General features: G+C 67.3%; 13 protein-coding genes. 10 read left to right on the plus strand and 3 right to left on the minus strand.

What is annotated here, in order from left to right; translation table 11 throughout:
• Nucleotides 1-285: 285 nt before the first annotated feature.
• Complete coding sequence (locus V3B30_RS18605; protein ID WP_100473133.1) at nucleotides 286-720, minus strand: glyoxalase; 435 nt, start codon at nucleotides 718-720, stop codon at nucleotides 286-288.
• Between the two features lie 338 nt (nucleotides 721-1058).
• Between V3B30_RS18605 and V3B30_RS18610 the strand changes: the two genes are divergently transcribed.
• Nucleotides 1059-3854 (plus strand): glycoside hydrolase family 3 C-terminal domain-containing protein, encoded by a 2796-nt coding sequence (locus V3B30_RS18610; RefSeq protein ID WP_262084377.1) that lies wholly within the window; start codon nucleotides 1059-1061, stop codon nucleotides 3852-3854.
• A 98-nt stretch (nucleotides 3855-3952) separates the two neighbouring features.
• Here V3B30_RS18610 and V3B30_RS18615 read toward each other — a convergent pair whose 3' ends face one another.
• Nucleotides 3953-4849, minus strand: a complete 897-nt coding sequence (locus V3B30_RS18615; RefSeq protein WP_262084376.1) for a LysR family transcriptional regulator — start codon at nucleotides 4847-4849, stop codon at nucleotides 3953-3955.
• Nucleotides 4850-4954: 105 nt separating this feature from the next.
• Here V3B30_RS18615 and V3B30_RS18620 point away from each other — a divergent pair, with 105 nt between their 5' ends.
• The 3 genes from V3B30_RS18620 to V3B30_RS18630 all read left to right on the plus strand — a co-directional run bounded on the left by V3B30_RS18620 (nucleotide 4955) and on the right by V3B30_RS18630 (nucleotide 8763).
• Entirely contained in the window at nucleotides 4955-6313 is a 1359-nt protein-coding gene (locus tag V3B30_RS18620; RefSeq protein ID WP_262084375.1) for an MFS transporter, read from the plus strand.
• Nucleotides 6313-6699 carry a DUF4440 domain-containing protein gene (locus V3B30_RS18625; RefSeq protein ID WP_262084374.1) on the plus strand — a complete coding sequence of 129 codons (387 nt, stop codon included), beginning with the start codon at nucleotides 6313-6315 and terminating at the stop codon, nucleotides 6697-6699. The genes V3B30_RS18620 and V3B30_RS18625 overlap by 1 nt, the downstream gene beginning before the upstream one ends.
• A 153-nt stretch (nucleotides 6700-6852) precedes the next feature.
• Nucleotides 6853-8763, plus strand: a complete 1911-nt coding sequence (locus V3B30_RS18630) for a CocE/NonD family hydrolase (RefSeq protein ID WP_262084373.1) — start codon at nucleotides 6853-6855, stop codon at nucleotides 8761-8763.
• Between the two features lie 92 nt (nucleotides 8764-8855).
• Here V3B30_RS18630 and V3B30_RS18635 read toward each other — a convergent pair whose 3' ends face one another.
• Nucleotides 8856-9809, minus strand: coding sequence for an AraC family transcriptional regulator (locus V3B30_RS18635; protein WP_262084372.1), 954 nt, complete (start codon nucleotides 9807-9809; stop codon nucleotides 8856-8858).
• Between the two features lie 393 nt (nucleotides 9810-10202).
• Here V3B30_RS18635 and V3B30_RS18640 point away from each other — a divergent pair, with 393 nt between their 5' ends.
• From V3B30_RS18640 to dld, 6 genes are all read left to right on the plus strand, one after another.
• On the plus strand, nucleotides 10203-10961 hold the full coding sequence (locus tag V3B30_RS18640) for an SDR family NAD(P)-dependent oxidoreductase (protein WP_262084395.1): 759 nt from the start codon (nucleotides 10203-10205) through the stop codon (nucleotides 10959-10961).
• A 123-nt stretch (nucleotides 10962-11084) separates the two neighbouring features.
• On the plus strand, nucleotides 11085-11537 hold the full coding sequence (locus V3B30_RS18645; protein ID WP_100473111.1) for an MgtC/SapB family protein: 453 nt from the start codon (nucleotides 11085-11087) through the stop codon (nucleotides 11535-11537).
• A 224-nt stretch (nucleotides 11538-11761) separates the two neighbouring features.
• On the plus strand, nucleotides 11762-13420 hold the full coding sequence (lldP, locus tag V3B30_RS18650; RefSeq protein ID WP_262084371.1) for an L-lactate permease: 1659 nt from the start codon (nucleotides 11762-11764) through the stop codon (nucleotides 13418-13420).
• 53 nt (nucleotides 13421-13473) lie between these two features.
• The gene (lldR, locus tag V3B30_RS18655; protein ID WP_100473106.1) at nucleotides 13474-14238 is read left to right on the plus strand and encodes a transcriptional regulator LldR; all 765 of its coding nucleotides are present in this window, start codon (nucleotides 13474-13476) and stop codon (nucleotides 14236-14238) included.
• 4 nt (nucleotides 14239-14242) lie between these two features.
• Nucleotides 14243-15382 carry an FMN-dependent L-lactate dehydrogenase LldD gene (gene lldD, locus V3B30_RS18660; protein WP_262084370.1) on the plus strand — a complete coding sequence of 380 codons (1140 nt, stop codon included), beginning with the start codon at nucleotides 14243-14245 and terminating at the stop codon, nucleotides 15380-15382.
• Entirely contained in the window at nucleotides 15379-17085 is a 1707-nt protein-coding gene (gene dld, locus V3B30_RS18665; RefSeq protein ID WP_262084369.1) for a D-lactate dehydrogenase, read from the plus strand. The genes lldD and dld overlap by 4 nt, the downstream gene beginning before the upstream one ends.
• The last annotated feature ends 23 nt before the right edge of the window (nucleotides 17086-17108 follow it).

A 17108-nucleotide genomic window follows, 5' to 3' on the forward strand; every position in this document is an offset into this window, starting at 1 on the left:
ATATGAGCCGAGCATGGGTTCGGCGCTACAGCAGGCCGTGCGGGGAATTGTCGAAGGCGGGGTGGGGGGGGGGGGGGGGGGGGGGGGGGGGCGGGGGGGGGGGGGCGGGGGGGCGGGGGGGGGGGGGCGGGGGCCCCCCCGCCCCCGCCCCCCCCCCCCCCCCCCCCCCCCCCCCCCCCCCCCCCCCCCCCCCCCCCCCTGCCTGCAGAAACCCAGTTTTTGCTGTTGCTGTTGCATTGGCTGTCGCCTCTGCGGGTGCCGGGCGCAGCCCGGCCGTGCGTACCCTCACCGCCCGTGCGGGTCGGGCCGGTGATGCACGTACTCGACCACGGTGCCATCGGGATGCACCGCATTGAACGCCGCCCCGGTCGGTACCACCTGCAGCGGGAAGATGATCTCGGCGCCCGCAGCGACCAGCTTGTCGTGATAGGGCCGAACGTCATCGACCAGCAGCGTCCCCGTGGTCGAGGTGAACGGCGCCAGCGCTTCATCGCAACCTTCGATCAGCAGGAATGCACCGACCATCGCCAGGCGCAGGCCGGCATCGGGAAACGGAAAACCCGCATCGGCCACCACGCCCTGCAGCTGCTCGTAGAAGGCCACGCTGCGCTCCAGTTCGCCAGGAGCAACGAATACCCGGATCAGCACGCGTGGGCTGCGTTGGCTCGAGGTATCACAGCGGTCGCGCCAGAGATGGTCGAAGTCGCGGTGCATGTTCATGGGCGGAGGGCAGGGCCGGTGATGCCCCATTATCGGCAGCCCCGTGCGGCCTGCTGATGACTGCCGGTGATGGCCTGATAACCGGCGACCAGGTTGCCCCTGTGACTTAGGTCCTGTTGACAGGTGTGAATGCCCTCGCACAATCTTCACATGATTGGGTCGCCCTGCGCGGCCCGGGCAGGCAGGTTGTCACGCCGGGAGGAGGGTCCCGCGCGCAGACCGGCCCGTCCTTCGGCCTGCGGGACGTTGCCTGGCAACCCCTGCGCGGCATGAACGCTGCACCCTTCGGCGGCACTTTCCCTGGACCGATTGCCTTGGCAACGGAATTACGCCTGCCGATGAAAACGTTTACAAAGCCGCTTGCACTGTCCCTGGCCCTGTCTGCCGCACTTGCCACCCCGGCCTGGGCTGATCCTGCGGCATTCACCGTGCTGACCCTGGAACAGGCGCCGACCGCCGAGGCGATGCCGGCCCTCGCGGCCCAACTGAAGACGCTGCAGGTGGACGCGGTCAGCGTGCGCCAGGTACAGCGTGGCATCGGCCAGGTCGATCCGCTGCAGGTGCTGGCCGATGGCCTGGGCTACGAGTACCGCTTCATTGCCGCCGGCAAGGACGATGGCCAGACCCAGCGCGGCCAGGCCGTGCTGACCCGGTTGCCGATCGCTGCCGAATCCGGTCCGGACCAGCCCGGCCTGAACTACCTGCGCTTGGACGACGGTCGCCACACCGTGGCGGTCTATACCGATGCCGGCGCAGGCGCCGCGCAGCTGCCGGCGCTGGTTACCCGTTCGCGGCTGGGCGCACCGGCGGTGCTGCTTGGCGCGGTGGCCGGTGAATCGGCCAAGGCCGCAGGCTTCGATCCGGCGCATGTCGCGCTGGAGGCCGATGCCAGTTACTTCAGCGATGGTTTCCAGGCCGCCAGCAGCGCACCGTTCAAGGTGGAAGGCAGCACCCTGCGTGCCACGCTGCTGACCTTGGCCTACGCCGCCGACAAGCACGGTGACAGGCCGTGGATGGACACCACCCTCAACGCCGATGCGCGCGCTGCGCTGCTGCTGAAGGCGATGACCGAGGATGAGAAGTTCCAGATGCTGCACAGCTACTTCGGGCTGGGCAAGGATGGTGGCCCGCTGCCGGAAGGTGCGGTCGGTTCGGCCGGTTTCGTGCCGGGCGTGGCGCGGCTGGGCATTCCGTCGCAGCAGTCGGCCGATGCCGGCGTCGGCGTGACCAATCCGGGCGGCATCCGCCCGGGCGATTTCGCCACGGCAATGCCGTCGGGTCCGTCCACCGCTTCCACCTGGAACCGTGCGGTCGCCTTTGCCGGTGGCGCAACCATGGGCCGCGAGGCGTGGCAGCAGCGCTTCAACATCCTGCTGTCGGGCAGCGTCAACCTGCAGCGAGACCCGCGCAACGGCCGCAATTTCGAGTACGCCGGTGAAGACCCGCTGCTGGCCGGTTCGATGGTTGGCGCAGTGATCCAGGGCGTGCAGAGCCAGCACGTGATCTCCTCGATGAAGCACTTCGCGCTGAACGACATGGAGACCCGCCGCAACTTCCACGACGTACGCATCGGCGAACAGGCCATGCACGAGTCGGACCTGCTGGCCTTCGAGATCGCGCTTGAAGCCGGCCGACCGGGCGTGGCGATGTGCTCGTACAACAAGATCAACGGCACCTATGGCTGCGAGAACGGCTACCTGATGAACCAGGTGCTGAAGCAGGAATGGAAGTTCCCCGGCTTCGTGATGTCCGACTGGGGCGGCGTGCACAGTGGCTCGAAGGCGGCGCTGGCCGGCCTGGACCAGCAGTCGGCCGGCGAAGTGTTCGACGCGGCGGTGTTCTTCGACGAACCGCTGCGCCTGGCCGTGCATGGCGGCGTGGTGCCGCAGGCGCGCCTGAACGACATGGTGGCGCGCATCCTGCGCACGATGTTCCTGCACGGCAATTTCGACAACCCGCCGCAGCACCAGAAGGTCGACGCCGAGGCCGGTTTCGCCGTTGCCCAGCGCACGGTGGAAGAAGGCAGCGTGCTGCTGCGCAATGAAGGCAACCTGCTGCCGCTGGCCGACAGCGTGAAGCGCATCGTCATCATCGGCGGCCACGCCGACAAGGGCGTGATCGGTGGCGGTGGTTCGTCGATGGTGGGCGTGACCGCCAAGGGCACCAACGCGGTGCCAGGCGTGCTGCCGACCACCTGGCCGGGCCCGGTGATCTTCCACCCGTCCTCGCCGCTGGAATCGCTGCGTGCGGCGCGTCCGGATGCAACCATCGAGTATGTGGACGGTACCAACGCCGCCGCTGCGGCCAAGGCTGCCGCACAGGCGGATGTAGCCATCGTGTTCGCCACCCAGTGGGCGGCCGAATCGGTGGACCTGCCGGACATGCAGTTGCCGGACAACCAGGACGCCCTGATCTCGGCCGTGGCCAAGGCCAACCCGAAGACCGTGCTGGTGCTGGAAACCAACGGCCCGGTGCGCACGCCGTGGCTGGCGCAGGTGCCGGCGATGCTGCAGGCCTGGTACCCGGGCATCCGCGGTGGCGAAGGCATTGCCGCGCTGCTGACCGGCCAGGCCAATCCGTCCGGCCGCCTGCCGGTGACCTGGGTGGTGGACGAATCGCAGCTGCCGCGCCCGCACATCGATGGCCTCGGCTTCAAGCCGGCCAAGCCGTTCGGTGATGTATTCGATTTCGATATCGAAGGCGCCAACGTCGGCTACAAGTGGATGGCGGCCAAGGGCCTGGCCCCGACCTTCGCCTTCGGCCATGGCCTGTCCTACACCTCGTTCGCCTATGAAAACCTGAAGGTGAGCGTGGAAGGCTCGCGCCTGGTCGCCAGCGTCGACATCCGCAACACCGGCAAGCGCGCCGGTGCCGACGTCGCCCAGCTGTACCTGAAACTGCCGGCCGGCAGCACCACGCCGATCCGCCTGATCGGCTACGACAAGGTGACCCTGCAGCCGGGCGAACAGCGCCGCATCCGCATCGAAGCCGAGCCGAAGACCCTGGCCCACTACGATGCGCAGGCCCGCCAGTGGAAGATCGACGGTGGCACCTACCAGGTGCAGCTGTCGCGCAACGCCGCCGAACCACTGCAGACAGTGGACGTGCAGCTGGTGGAGCAGGTGCTGCGCTGATGCCTGAAGGCATGGCCCCGCAAGGGGCCGTGCAAAAAAGGGGACGGAGGGGATTAAGTCGTTTATGCATAAACGACTTAATCCCCTCCGTCCCCTTTTCAGGTGACGAACCACCCGCGCAGGAAATCGATCAGCTGCCGCACCTTCGGTGAAGGCTGCGTGCTGTGCGGGTAGACCGCGTACACGCTCTGTTGTGGGAAGCGGTGCTGGCGCAGCACCGGGCGCAGGCGATCCTGGGCCAGGTCGTCCTCGATCAGCCAGCGTGGCAGCACGGTGACCCCGGCGCCGGCCATGGCAAAGGCGCGCAGGCTGCTGGCGCCATCCACGCGCACCACTGCATTGCCCGGGTTGGTGGCAAACAGCGCGTCGCTGCCGTCAGGTGCAATCACCGGCACATCGGCAAGGCGCGGGTAGCCCAGGCGGGGCAGGGTGCCCAGCTGCACGGGATCATCGGCAGCATCGGCAGAGGGCAGGCGTGCCAGCAGGGACGGAGCCGCCACCGCGCACAGTGGATGCCGTTCCAGTTCACTGGCATGCAGGCCCGAATCGGGCAGACGGCCGAGGCGGATCGCCAGGTCGAAACGTTCGGGAATCAGGTCGGCCGGCGCCGGTGAGGTCGACAGGTGCAGCTGCAGGGCCGGATGCCGCGCACGGAAGGCTTCCAGTGCGGGAATCAGGCGCAGCTGCGCGTACTCCGGGGTGGTGGTGAGGCGCAACACACCCTGCAGTTGGTGCTGGTCGCGGCGTGCGGCATCGATCGCCGCCTGTGCGGCATCCAGCGCCTGCACGCAGTGCTGCAGGAACTGCTCGCCAGCGTCGGTCAGGGCCAGGTGGCGGGTACTGCGCAGCAGCAGGGTCACACCCAGCTCCTGCTCCAGCCGCTTCAGGTTGAAGCTGACCACCGCACGGCTCAGGCCGAGGCGATCGGCCGCTGCGGTCAGGCTGCCCGCCTCGACCACGGCACGGAAGATATCGAAGCGATCGAGGCTGACCATGGGCATTCATTGTCAAAACAGATTTGACAGTGTTGCAGCTGTCGTCGTGTTTTTCCAACAAAGCCCGCACGGCATGCTGGCTGCTTCCCCGCTGGAGCGCCGCCGATGCCGTCCCCCCGCCTGCGCCACGAGGCGATCTTCCTGCTGGTGTTCGCCCTGGATCTGGTCAACATGTTCATCGCCACGGTGGCCTATCCGGCCTTGGCGGCGGAACTGCGCGCCGACGTCGGCACCCTGGCCTGGGTGGGCACGGCCTACATGCTGGGCCTGAGCGTGGTGATTCCGCTGGCGCCCTGGCTGGCCGCGCGCTGTGGTGAGCGCCGTCTGCTGCTGGTGGCGCTGCTGCTGTTCGCGAGCGCCGCTGCACTGGCGGGCGCTGCACCGGGCATCGGCTGGCTGCTGGGTTGGCGGCTGCTGCAGGGCCTGGCCGGTGGCCTGCTGATTCCGGTGGCACAGGCGGCAGCGTACCGGCACTGCACGCCCGACCAGCGTGGCGCGCTGACCCGCCGCATTCTGCTGGTGGCGCTGCTGGTGCCGGCACTGGCGCCCGCGCTCGGTGGGCTGCTGGTGCAGTGGTTGTCCTGGCGCGGTGTGCTCTGGGCCAGCCTGCCGCTGGCGGTGGTGGCGATTGGGCTGGTACTGGCGTGGACGCCGGCCGACGGCGCGCGTAGTGCGCCACGCCTGCAGTCCTATGCGCTGTCCACCGCGATGATGGCGCTGGGCGCGCTGCTGTTGGCGCTTACCTGGCTGGGCGAACCCGGCCATCGGTCAGCCGGTGTCGTACTGCTGTTGATTGCACTGCTGTTGGCGGCGGCCCACCTGCGGCATGCACGCCGGCAGGCGCAGCCCCTGCTGCGCTGGTCGCTGCTGTCCCATCGCGGGCTGCGCCTGGCGATGCTGGTCTATCTGGCCGTACCCGGTGTGTTCATCGGCAGCCAGCTGGTCAGCACGCTGCAGCTGCACCAGGCCGGTTACAGCGCTGCACGCATCGGCGCGTTGATGCTGCCGTGGGCGCTGGCCTCGGCCATTGCGATCACAGCCAGCAAGCGCCTGCTGGTCCGCTTCGGTCCGGCCACGGTACTGCGCGCCGGCATGCTCCTGCAGGCCAGCGGCCTGCTGCTGATGGCGCTGCTGCCGCAGCCGGCGTTCGCGTTGGCCGGGCTGTTGTTCGCACTGATGGGCGCCGGCGGCAGCCTGTGCAGCAGCACCGCGCAGACGCTGGCCTTCCATGGGGTCGAGGGCGACGCATTGGGCGATGCCAGCGCACTCTGGAATCTCAACCGCCAACTCAGCTTCTGCCTGGGCACCGCGGCCATCGCGCTGCTGCTGGCATTGGCCATGCAATGGCTGCCGGCCCACGCCACCCGCGTAGCGCTGGGGCTGGCCGCCGTACTGACCCTGCTGCCTCTGGCGCTGTTGCGTCGGCCGCAACAGCTTTCCTTTCCGCAACCCGAGAATGCCTGATGGATACCACCGCAGAACATGAAGTCCACCACCTGCACGACAAACTGCAGGCCTGGTTCCGTGCCGACGTCGGCACCGACGCGCTGGAGGACCTGATGGCGCATTTCTGCGCGGACTTCAGCATGGTCGGCATCGCCGGTCGCAGGCTGGACCGGAATGCCGTGCAGGCGCTGTTCGCGGGCGGCCATGGCGCGCGTCCAGGGCTGCAGATTTCCATCGAAGCCGTGCAGGCGGTGGAAGCGCCTTCACCGCTGGCGGTACTGCGCTATCGCGAAGGGCATGCGATCGAGAGTGGCGCACCCGCATGGCCGGAGTCGCTGGCGGTACTGGGGCAGGAGCAGGGGCGCTGGCGCTGGCTGGCGCTGCATGAGGTTCAAGCGGGTTGATGGATCCGCCGGGCCATGCCGGCGAGCGCAGCGGCACGGGAGGCACATGTGCCATCAGTCCTGCCTGCATTCACCGCAGAATGCAAAGCCCGCCCACACTTCACGGCACAGGGCAGGAGTAGGCTTGAGGCTTTCCTGCCGGGAGGGGTCTCCATGCGTGTGCGTGCCGTTGCTGTAGCCATCGCCCTTTGCCTGTCCAGCACCGTGCTGGCTGCCGATACCCCGCCGATGACCCCGGACATCAGCGGCAAACCCTTCGTTGCCCCCGATGTCGGCCGCGACTACGACAAGCGCGTGGTGATGGTGCCGATGCGTGATGGCACCAGGCTGTATACGGTGATCGTGGTGCCCAAGGGTGCCCACAACGCGCCGATCCTGCTGACCCGCACGCCCTACGATGCCGCTGGCCGCGCCAACCGCAGTGATTCGCCACGCATGCGCGACCTGCTGCCGCAGGGCGACGAGGTGTTCGTCGATGGCGGCTACATCCGTGTGTTCCAGGATATCCGTGGCAAGTACGGCTCCGAAGGCGATTACGTGATGACCCGGCCCCTGCGCGGGCCGCTCAACAACACCAAAGTCGACCATTCCACCGATGCCTGGGACACCATCGACTGGCTGGTGAAGAACGTGCCGGAGAGCAACGGCAAGGTGGGCATGCTCGGCTCGTCGTACGAGGGGTTCACCGTGGTGATGGCGCTGACCGACCCGCACCCGGCGTTGAAGGTGGCCGCGCCGCAGAGCCCGATGGTCGATGGCTGGATGGGTGACGACTGGCTCAATTACGGTGCGTTCCGCCAGGTCAACTTCAACTACTTCGCGATGCAGACCGAGAAGCGCGGCAAGGGCACGCCGCTGCCCAGCCTCGGCTACGACGACTACAGCACCTTCCTGCGCATCGGTTCGGCCGGCGACTACGCGCGCTTCACCGGCGTGGACCAGCTGACCTGGTGGAAGAAGCTGGTCGAGCACCCGGCCTATGACGGCTTCTGGCAGGGCCAGGCGCTGGACGCGGTGATGGCAAAGACACCATTGAAGGTGCCGACCATGTGGCTGCAGGGCCTGTGGGACCAGGAAGACATGTGGGGTGCCAACCACGCCTACCAGGCGATGGAAGGGCGCGACAGCGGCAACAACCGCAACTACCTGGTGATGGGCCCGTGGCGGCACAGCCAGGTGAACTACAGCGGCAGCGAGCTGGGTGCGCTGAAGTTCGATGGCGATACCGCGCTGCAGTTCCGTCGCGATGTGCTCAAGCCGTTCTTCGACCAGTACCTGGTGGACGGTGCGCCGAAGGCGGACACGCCGCCGGTGCTGATCTACAACACCGGTGAGAACCACTGGGATCGCCTCAAGGGCTGGCCGCGCAGTTGCGACAAGGGCTGTGCCGCCAGCAGCAAGCCGCTGTACCTGCGGGCCGGCGGCAAGCTGGCGTTCCAGGCGCCGGCGGCGGGCGAGGGTGATTTCGAGGAATATGTGTCCGACCCGGCCAAGCCGGTGCCGTTCGTGCCGCGCCCGGTCCGCTTCGGCGACCGCGACATGTGGACCACCTGGCTGGTCAAGGACCAGCGCTTCGTCGATGGCCGCCCGGACGTGCTGACCTTCATCACCGAACCGCTGACCGCGCCGCTGCGCATCGGCGGCGCACCGGTGGTGCATCTGCAGGCGTCGACCAGTGGCACCGACAGCGACTGGGTGGTGAAGCTGATCGACGTGTATCCGGACCAGGAAGCGTCGACGCCGGAAATGGGTGGCTATGAATTGCCGGTGTCGCTGGCGATCTTCCGTGGCCGCTATCGCGAGAGCTTCAGCGATCCGAAACCGCTGGCTGCCAACGAAGTGCTGCCGTACCGCTTCGACCTGCCCAATGCCAACCACACCTTCCAGAAGGGGCACCGGGTGATGGTGCAGGTGCAGTCCAGCCTGTTCCCGCTGTACGACCGCAATCCGCAGACCTACGTGCCGAACGTCTACCTGGCCAAGCCGGGTGACTACCAGAAGGCCACCCAGCGGGTCTGGCACAGCGCGGCACAGGCCAGCTACATCGATCTGCCGGTGTACTGAGGCGGAGCGGGTGGTGGTGCCGGCCGCTGGCCGGCATCCGCATCGGTATGAAGCGTGTCGACCAAGGTCGGCACCTACCGCAACAGGGGCTTTCAGCCGACCTTCGAAGGACCGGTGCGCCAGCGGCTGGGGACCAGGCCGAAGCGCTTGCGGAACGCGGCTGCGAAATTGCTGGGATGGCGGTAACCGCTGGCGGCGGCGGCCTGTTCAACCGTCCAGCCATCCTCGCGCAGGCCCTGTTCGGCATGGCGCATGCGCTGCTCGTGCAGGTAGTCGAATACGGAGCTTCCATACTGCTGGGCAAAATGGCGGCGCAATGAGCTGGGACTCATGCAGGCCAGCCGGGCCAGCTCGACCAGGCTGTGCGCATGGCTGGGGTCGTCATGCAGGTAGCTGCGCACCCGTTCCAGGCGCTCGCGCTGGCCGGCGCGCAGCGCGCGCACCTGGTCGGTCTGCAGATCTTCGGCCTGCAGGCCGAGGGCCAGCAACTGCAGCGCCACGCCTTCGCGCCACAAGGCGTCGATGCCGTCCTCCCATGGGCTGTCGAACAACTGGCCCAGCACCGGCAGCATGGCGTGGGGAATGGCCCAGTGGCGGCATTCCAGGTGCGTGCCAAGCGCGTTTTCCAGCTGTGGCATCTGGAAGACATCCGCCTCGATTCCACTTGGCACGATCACGCTGACCCCGCGCAGGCGGGTTTCGCCGGGATGCGCGCCGGTCATCTCGATCTGGTCGCGATGATGGGCGGTCATCGCGGTGCCGGCGCGCAACGTGAATCCTCCGCGCCGCGGGACGCGCACGTCGACCTGGCCCTGCAGCATCACGCGGATGGCGAGCCCGGGACGCTGCTGCGCGGTGGCCACATAGGGGAACCGGTTATGCACGTCGGAGGCGATCAGGCTCATGCCACCGCGCATGAACTGCTCGTTGACTTCGCCGCAGCCGGCCCACTGGTCGTCGCGCAGGTGTTCCGGATCGGCGCGGTAGTCGAAGCCGTGGCGGTGGCCGAAGCGGCGGTAATCGGCAAAGGTGAAGTATCGGGACATCGCTCGGCATGTACAGGAGGGAGGCGCTGGCGGCCGTGGGCCCATGCGCTGCCGTGTAACGGGCAGCCTGGGAGGCCGGTGACGCGCCAGGTGGGAAGGAATGTGTCGAAGAAACTGGAAACGTTTCCCATTGTCGCTGCGAATCATTCGCATGGCATTTGAATACGGTCAAACCGATTGGTCATTACGGCCAAGTTGACGGGGGTGCGGAACATACGCCAGCGTTTTGGCGATATATCCGTACGGAATTCCATACATAAACTTCGGTTGAGGTTTCATTGCTGGAACGATCCTCCGCGGACAGGCTGTGGGCCAGCTCGTCACAGCGGCCGGCGTAAGGTGATTGATTGGCGGCCGCGCGCCGCATCGATACCCCACCGATGGAGAATGCAGATGATTGATTACCAGTTGACCGGCAAGACCGCGATCGTGACCGGCGGCGTGTCGGGCATCGGCCTGGCCGTGGCGCAGACGCTGGCCGCGTCCGGTGCCCGTATTTCGGTCTGGGACCTCAAGCAGGATGCGGTGGATGCCACCGTGGCGCAGTTGCACAGCACCGGTGCACAGGCCATCGGCATCGCGCTGGACGTGACCGACGACGTGGCGGTGGAGGCAGCGGTGCAGCGCACGGTGAAAGAACTGGGCGGTGTGCATATCGCGGTCAACAACGCTGGTATCAGTGGCCCGGCGGCCAGCAGCGGTGACTATCCAATCGAGGGTTGGCAGCGCGTGATCGATGTCAACCTGACCAGCGTGTTCCTGTGCCAACGTGCGCAGATCCAAGCGATGCGCGCGGCCGGAACAGGCGGCAGCATCATCAACATGGCCTCGATCCTGGGCCAGGTGGGCTATGCCGGTTCCACTGCGTACGTGGCGGCCAAGCACGGCGTGGTCGGGCTGACCCAGACCGCTGCCTGGGAACATGCTGCAGATGGCATCCGGGTCAACGCAGTGGGCCCGGGCTTCATCAGCACGCCACTGCTGGAGAAAATGGACCCGAAGGTGCGCGCGACGCTGGAAGGGCGGCATGCGCTGAAGCGGCTGGGCACGGCCGAGGAAGTGGCGGCATTGGTGGCCTGGCTGGCGAGCGACGACGCCTCGTTCGCGACCGGCACCTACTACGCGATCGATGGTGGTTATCTGGCGCAGTGATGCGCTGATTGCCGATGGCGCCGGGCATGGCCCGGCGCTACCGGGTGAACGGACCGTGGTGCCACCTTCACCCCCGTCCCACGCCGTGCACGCAACGCTCCGGGAAAATCTTGGAGCCTGCCCATGGAACTCACCCAGGATGTCTCGATCCTGCTGCGCGTAGCCGCAGCGATGTTGTTTGGCGGCGTGCTCGGGGTCGAGCGCGAAATGGGCAAGCATGCTGCCGGCCTGCGCACGCACATGCTGATTGCCGGTGCCGCCGCACTGATCGTCGGCCTCGGCGACTCGGTGGCCGAACATTTCCAGCAGGAGCGCTACCGCGACCTGCTGCAGGTTGACCCGGTACGCCTGATCGAAGCGGTGGTGGCCTGCGTGGGCTTCGTGGCCGCCGGCACCATCCTGCGCGGTTCACGCGAGGACCAGGTCAGCGGATTGACCACCGCAAGCTCGCTGATCATGGCGGCGGCCATCGGCATCGCCGTGGGTATCGGCAAATACATGATTGCGATCGGGGTGAGCGTGCTGTGCGTGCTGGTGCTGGCAGTGATGCGGCGGCTGGAGAAGCGGATCTCGTAGGAAGTGCGGAGTTGCCGGGCAGCGACCGGCACTACCACTGCCATGCATAATGGTCGGACCAATATGGCAACTAGCCCTATGGTCTAATAGGCGCTTCGCCGCAGCGGCGGTTAAATCCGCTCCACGTGGTTCGATGATTCCGATTATTGGTACGACCAATAGGTATCGACCACGGCGACCCACCGCCTGCGGTGGAGCACATCCCGCCCCAGTCGAGAGCCTTCATGCAGCCCTGGCAACACCTGTACGACCCCGCCGGCAACCTGTGGTTGTCCAGCCTGATCGCGCTGTTGCCGATCGCGTTCTTCTTCGTTGCCCTGGCCGTGCTGCGCATGAAGGGCTGGCTCGCCGGCACGATCACCGTGGCCATCGCGCTGGGCGTGGCCCTGCTGTTCTACCGCATGCCGTTGAGCCAGGCGCTGGGCGCGGCCGGCTTCGGCTTCGTCTACGGCCTGTGGCCGATCGCCTGGATCATCATCGGCGCGGTGTTCCTCTACAAAGTCTCGGTCAAGACCGGTCAGTTCGACATCATCCGCGCATCGATCCTGTCGGTCACCGAAGACCAGCGCCTGCAGATGCTGATGGTTGGTTTCGCCTTCGGTGCCTTCCTGGAGGGCGCGGCCGGTTTCGGTGCGCCGGTGGCGATTACCGCGGCGCTGCTGGTCGGGTTGGGCTTCAAGCCGCTGTATGCCGCCGGCCTGTGCCTGATCGTCAACACCGCGCCGGTGGCGTTCGGTGCGATGGGCATTCCGATCATCGTGGCCGGGCAGGTTACCGGCCTGGACGCGTTCGAGATCGGCCAGATGGCCGGCCGCCAGCTGCCGTTCCTGACTCTCATCGTGCTGTTCTGGATCATGGCGATCATGGATGGCTGGCGCGGCATCAAGGAAACCTGGCCGGCGGTGCTGGTGGCCGGCGGCTCCTTCGCCATCGCGCAGTACCTGACCTCCAACTTCATCGGTCCGGAGCTGCCGGACATCACTGCGTCGCTGGCGTCGCTGGTCTGCCTGACCCTGTTCCTGCGCCGCTGGAAGCCGGTGCGGATCTTCCGCTTCGACACCGAAACCAGCGCCGAGGCGGCGGCACAGGCACTGGAGGCACCGCGCTACAGCGTCGGCCAGATCGCCAAGGCATGGTCGCCGTTCCTGATCCTTACCGCGATGGTCACGCTGTGGAGCATCCAGCCGTTCAAGTCGCTGTTCGCGGCAGGTGGCCCGCTGGAAAGCTGGGTGCTGAAGCTCCCGGTGCCGGGCCTGGACCAGAGGGTGCAGAAGATGCCGCCGATCGTGGACGCGCCGCTCAGCTACGAGGCGATCTACAAGTTCGACTGGTTCTCGGCCACCGGTACCTCGATCATCCTCGCCGCGGTGATCGCCATCATCGCGCTGCGCATGCCGGCCCGTTCGGCGTTGCAGACCTTCGGCGAAACCGTGCGTGAGCTGCGCATGCCGATCTATTCGATCGGCATGGTGCTCGCCTTTGCCTTCATCGCCAATTATTCAGGCCTGTCGGCCACGCTGGCGCTGGCACTGGCGCACACCGGCGACGCGTTCCCGTTCTTCTCGCCGTTCCTGGGCTGGCTGGGCGTGTTCCTGACCGGCTCGGACACCTCGTCCAACGCCTTGTTCTCGGCGCTGCAGGCCACCACCGCGCAGCAGATCGGGGTGTCCGACGTGCTGCTGGTGGCGGCCAATACCACCGGTGGCGTTACTGGCAAGATGATCTCACCGCAGTCGATCGCCATTGCCTGCGCCGCGGTCGGCCTGGCCGGCAAGGAATCGGACCTGTTCCGCTTCACCGTCAAGCACAGCCTGATCTTCACCACGATGGTCGGCCTGATCACGCTGGCGCAGGCCTACTGGCTGACCTGGATGATTCCCTGAGCCATGCCGCGCGGTCTGACCCTCTGTTGCGCGCTTCAGGCCACAATGGCGCCATGAGCACGCAACGTATTTCGGACAAGGTGGCCGCGCAGCTGCGCGGCCTGGTGCAGGAACAGCGGCTGCAGCCGGGTGACCGGCTGCCGGCCGAGCGCACCCTGGCAGTGCAGTTGGGGGTCTCGCGCACGGCGCTGCGCGAGGCCATCGCGCAGCTATCCAGCCAGGGGCTGCTGACTGCACGGGTTGGTGGCGGCACCTACGTGGCCGAACCCGCGGCGCGCGCGCGGCAGGCGCTGGATGAACCGCTGGCGCCCTACCTGCCGCTGTTCCAGGGCGACCCCGAATACCGCTTCGACGTGCTGGAGATCCGCCACGCACTGGAAGGTGCCACCGCCTGGCATGCGGCGCTGCGCGCCACCGATGAGGATCGCACGCGTATCGCCCAGGCCTTCCAGACCATGATGGACGCGCACGGCAAGGACGATCCCACCGGCGAGGCCGAGGCCGACGCGGCCTTCCACCTGTCCATCGCCGAGGCCTCGCACAACCTGGTGCTGCTGCAGGTGATGCGCGGCCTGTTCGACCTGCTGCAGACCAACATCTCGCAGAGCCGTGAAAAGCTCTACACCTCGGCGAGGACCTTCTCGCCGCTGTCCGACCAGCACCGCGAGATGATGGACGCGGTGCTGGCCGGCGACCCCGAACGCGCACGCGCCGCCGCGCACGCCCACCTCGAGTTCGTGCATACCACGCTGCGCACCCTCGATGACAACGAAGCCCGGCGTGCGCGGGCCTCGCGTCTACCTTCCCCACACGGTTGACCCCATGATCATCTCCGCCTCCACCGATTACCGTGCTGCGGCCGAACGCCGGCTGCCGCCGTTCCTGTTCCACTACATCGATGGCGGCGCGTATGCCGAGCACACGCTGAAGCGCAACGTTTCCGACCTGTCCGACATCGCGCTGCGCCAGCGCATCCTGCGCAACATGTCCGACCTGAGCCTGGAAACCAAGCTGTTCGGCGAAACGCTGGCGATGCCGGTGGCGCTGGCGCCGGTCGGCCTGACCGGCATGTATGCACGGCGCGGTGAAGTACAGGCGGCGCGCGCCGCTGACAGCCGCGGAATCCCGTTCACCCTGTCCACGGTGTCGGTGTGCCCGATCGAGGAAGTGGCGCCGGCCATCCAGCGGCCGATGTGGTTCCAGCTGTACGTGCTGCGCGATCGTGGCTTCATGCGCAACGCGCTGGAGCGGGCACAGGCCGCGGGCGTGACCACCCTGGTGTTCACCGTGGACATGCCGGTGCCGGGCGCGCGCTACCGCGACGCGCACTCGGGCATGAGCGGACCGAATGCCTCGCTGCGCCGCATCGGCCAGGCCATCACCCACCCGCGCTGGGCGTGGGACGTCGGTCTGTCCGGCCGCCCGCACGACCTGGGCAACATTTCCACCTACCGGGGCAACCCGACCGGGCTGGAGGATTACATCGGCTGGCTGGGCAGCAACTTCGATCCGTCCATTTCCTGGAAGGACCTGGAGTGGATCCGCGAATTCTGGAAGGGCCCGATGGTGATCAAGGGCATCCTCGACCCGGATGACGCACGCGACGCGGTCAAGTTCGGCGCCGACGGCATTGTGGTCTCCAACCACGGTGGCCGCCAGCTGGATGGCGTGCTGTCCACCGCGCGCGCACTGCCGGCGATTGCCGATGCGGTGCAGGGCGATCTGAAAATTCTCGCCGATTCGGGCATCCGTACCGGCCTGGACGTGGTGCGCATGCTGGCGCTGGGTGCCGACACCGTGCTGCTGGGCCGTGCTTTCGTCTATGCACTGGCCGCGCAGGGCGAGGCCGGCGTGGCCAACCTGCTGGACCTGATCGCAAAGGAGATGCGCGTGGCGATGACACTGACCGGTGCGCACCGCATCGCCGACATCGGCCGCGATTCGCTGGCCAGCCTGCCGTGAGTGGCCACGATGCCATGCTGGCGCAGTTGCGCGATGCGGTCGGCGGCCGCCATGTACTGACCGGTGACAAGGCCACCCGCCGTTTCCGCCGTGGCTACCGCTTCGGCGACGGTCCGGTGCTGGCGGTGGTACGCCCGGGTACCTTGCTGGAACTGTGGCATGTGCTGCAGGCAGCGGTGCAGGGCGGGGCGGCGATCATCCTGCAGGCGGCCAACACCGGCCTGACCGGTGGCTCGACCCCGGATGGCAACGACTATGGGCGTCCGATCGTGCTGGTCAGCACGCTGCGCCTGACCGGGATCCAGCTGTTGAACGAGGGCCGGCAGGTGCTGTGCCTGCCCGGCGCGACGCTGGACCGGCTGGAGCAGACGCTGGCGCCACTGGGCCGCGAACCGCATTCGGTGATCGGCTCGTCCTGCATCGGCGCCTCGGTGCTGGGCGGCATCTGCAACAACTCCGGTGGCGCGCTGGTGCGTCGCGGCCCGGCCTACACCGAGCTGGCACTGTATGCACAGGTCGATGCGCTGGGCCAGCTGCAGCTGGTCAACCATCTGGGCATCGCGCTGGGCGATACGCCCGAGCAGATACTGCAGCGCCTGCAGGCGGGCGACTACTGCGCCGCTGACGTGGGTGACGGTGACGGCCGTGCCGCCTCCGATCCGCGCTACGCCGAGGAAGTGCGCCGGATCGATGCCGATACGCCGGCGCGCTTCAACGCCGATCCCAGCCGCCACTTCGAAGCTGCAGGTTCGGCCGGCAAGCTGGCGGTGTTCGCGGTGCGCCTGGATACCTTCGAAAAGGAGGCCGCCGAGGTCTTCTATATCGGCAGCAACCGCACCGACAGCCTCACCGCGATCCGGCGCCAGCTGTTGGCCGGCTTCGAGCGCCTGCCGATTGCCGGTGAGTACATCCACCGCGATGCCTATGACATCGGCGAGCGCTACGGCAAGGACAGCTTCCTGCTGATCGATCGCCTCGGCACCGCACGCGTGCCCGCCGCGTTCGCCTTGAAGAGCCGGGTCGACGGCTGGTTCGAGCGGCTGGGCCTGCGCGGGGTGACCGATCGGGTGATGCAGCTGCTGACCGGCCTGTTGCCGTCGCACCTGCCCAAACGCATGGGCGAGTTCCGCCAGCGCTACGAACATCACCTGTTGCTGAAGGTGTCCGCGCAGGATGCAGCGGACACCGAGGCCTGGCTGCGCGGCTTCTTCGCCACGAACGAGGGCGGCTATTTCCACTGCACGGCGGACGAAGGGCGCAAGGCCTTCCTGCATCGCTTCGCCGTGGCCGGCGCCGCGGTGCGCTACCGCGAGGTACACCGCGACCAGGTGCAGGACATCGTGGCGCTGGACATCGCCCTGCGCCGTGATGACGCCGACTGGTTCGAGCAGTTGCCGGCCGATATCGATGGCCGGCTGCTGCACAAGCTGTACTACGGGCACTTCCTGTGCCATGTGTTCCACCAGGACTACATCGCGCGCAAGGGCGAAGACCCGATGGCGATCGAGCACGCGATGTGGGCGCTGCTGGACCAGCGAGGCGCCGAGTATCCGGCCGAGCACAACGTCGGCCACCTGTACCCGGCCAAGCCGGCGCTGGCCGGGTTCTACAAGCAGCTGGACCCGAGCAATACGTTCAATCCCGGTATCGGCCAGACGTCGAAGGCGAAGGGGTGGGGCAGCTGCGACTGCAGTGGGCATTGACGAAGGAAAGAGCAATCGAGCCT

It is taken from the genome of Stenotrophomonas sp. SMYL41, assembly GCF_036319965.1.
Taxonomy (GTDB): domain Bacteria; phylum Pseudomonadota; class Gammaproteobacteria; order Xanthomonadales; family Xanthomonadaceae; genus Stenotrophomonas; species Stenotrophomonas maltophilia_R.

Coding starts and splice junctions, on each gene's coding strand:
- lldP (WP_262084371.1), top strand. CDS start 11,762: ATGCAGCCCTGGCAACACCTGTACGACCCCGCCGGCAACCTGTGGTTG.
- V3B30_RS18620 (WP_262084375.1), top strand. CDS start 4,955: ATGCCGTCCCCCCGCCTGCGCCACGAGGCGATCTTCCTGCTGGTGTTC.
- V3B30_RS18630 (WP_262084373.1), top strand. CDS start 6,853: ATGCGTGTGCGTGCCGTTGCTGTAGCCATCGCCCTTTGCCTGTCCAGC.
- V3B30_RS18615 (WP_262084376.1), bottom strand. CDS start 4,849: ATGGTCAGCCTCGATCGCTTCGATATCTTCCGTGCCGTGGTCGAGGCG.
- V3B30_RS18635 (WP_262084372.1), bottom strand. CDS start 9,809: ATGTCCCGATACTTCACCTTTGCCGATTACCGCCGCTTCGGCCACCGC.
- V3B30_RS18640 (WP_262084395.1), top strand. CDS start 10,203: ATGATTGATTACCAGTTGACCGGCAAGACCGCGATCGTGACCGGCGGC.
- lldR (WP_100473106.1), top strand. CDS start 13,474: ATGAGCACGCAACGTATTTCGGACAAGGTGGCCGCGCAGCTGCGCGGC.
- V3B30_RS18625 (WP_262084374.1), top strand. CDS start 6,313: ATGGATACCACCGCAGAACATGAAGTCCACCACCTGCACGACAAACTG.
- V3B30_RS18645 (WP_100473111.1), top strand. CDS start 11,085: ATGGAACTCACCCAGGATGTCTCGATCCTGCTGCGCGTAGCCGCAGCG.
- V3B30_RS18605 (WP_100473133.1), bottom strand. CDS start 720: ATGAACATGCACCGCGACTTCGACCATCTCTGGCGCGACCGCTGTGAT.
- V3B30_RS18610 (WP_262084377.1), top strand. CDS start 1,059: ATGAAAACGTTTACAAAGCCGCTTGCACTGTCCCTGGCCCTGTCTGCC.
- lldD (WP_262084370.1), top strand. CDS start 14,243: ATGATCATCTCCGCCTCCACCGATTACCGTGCTGCGGCCGAACGCCGG.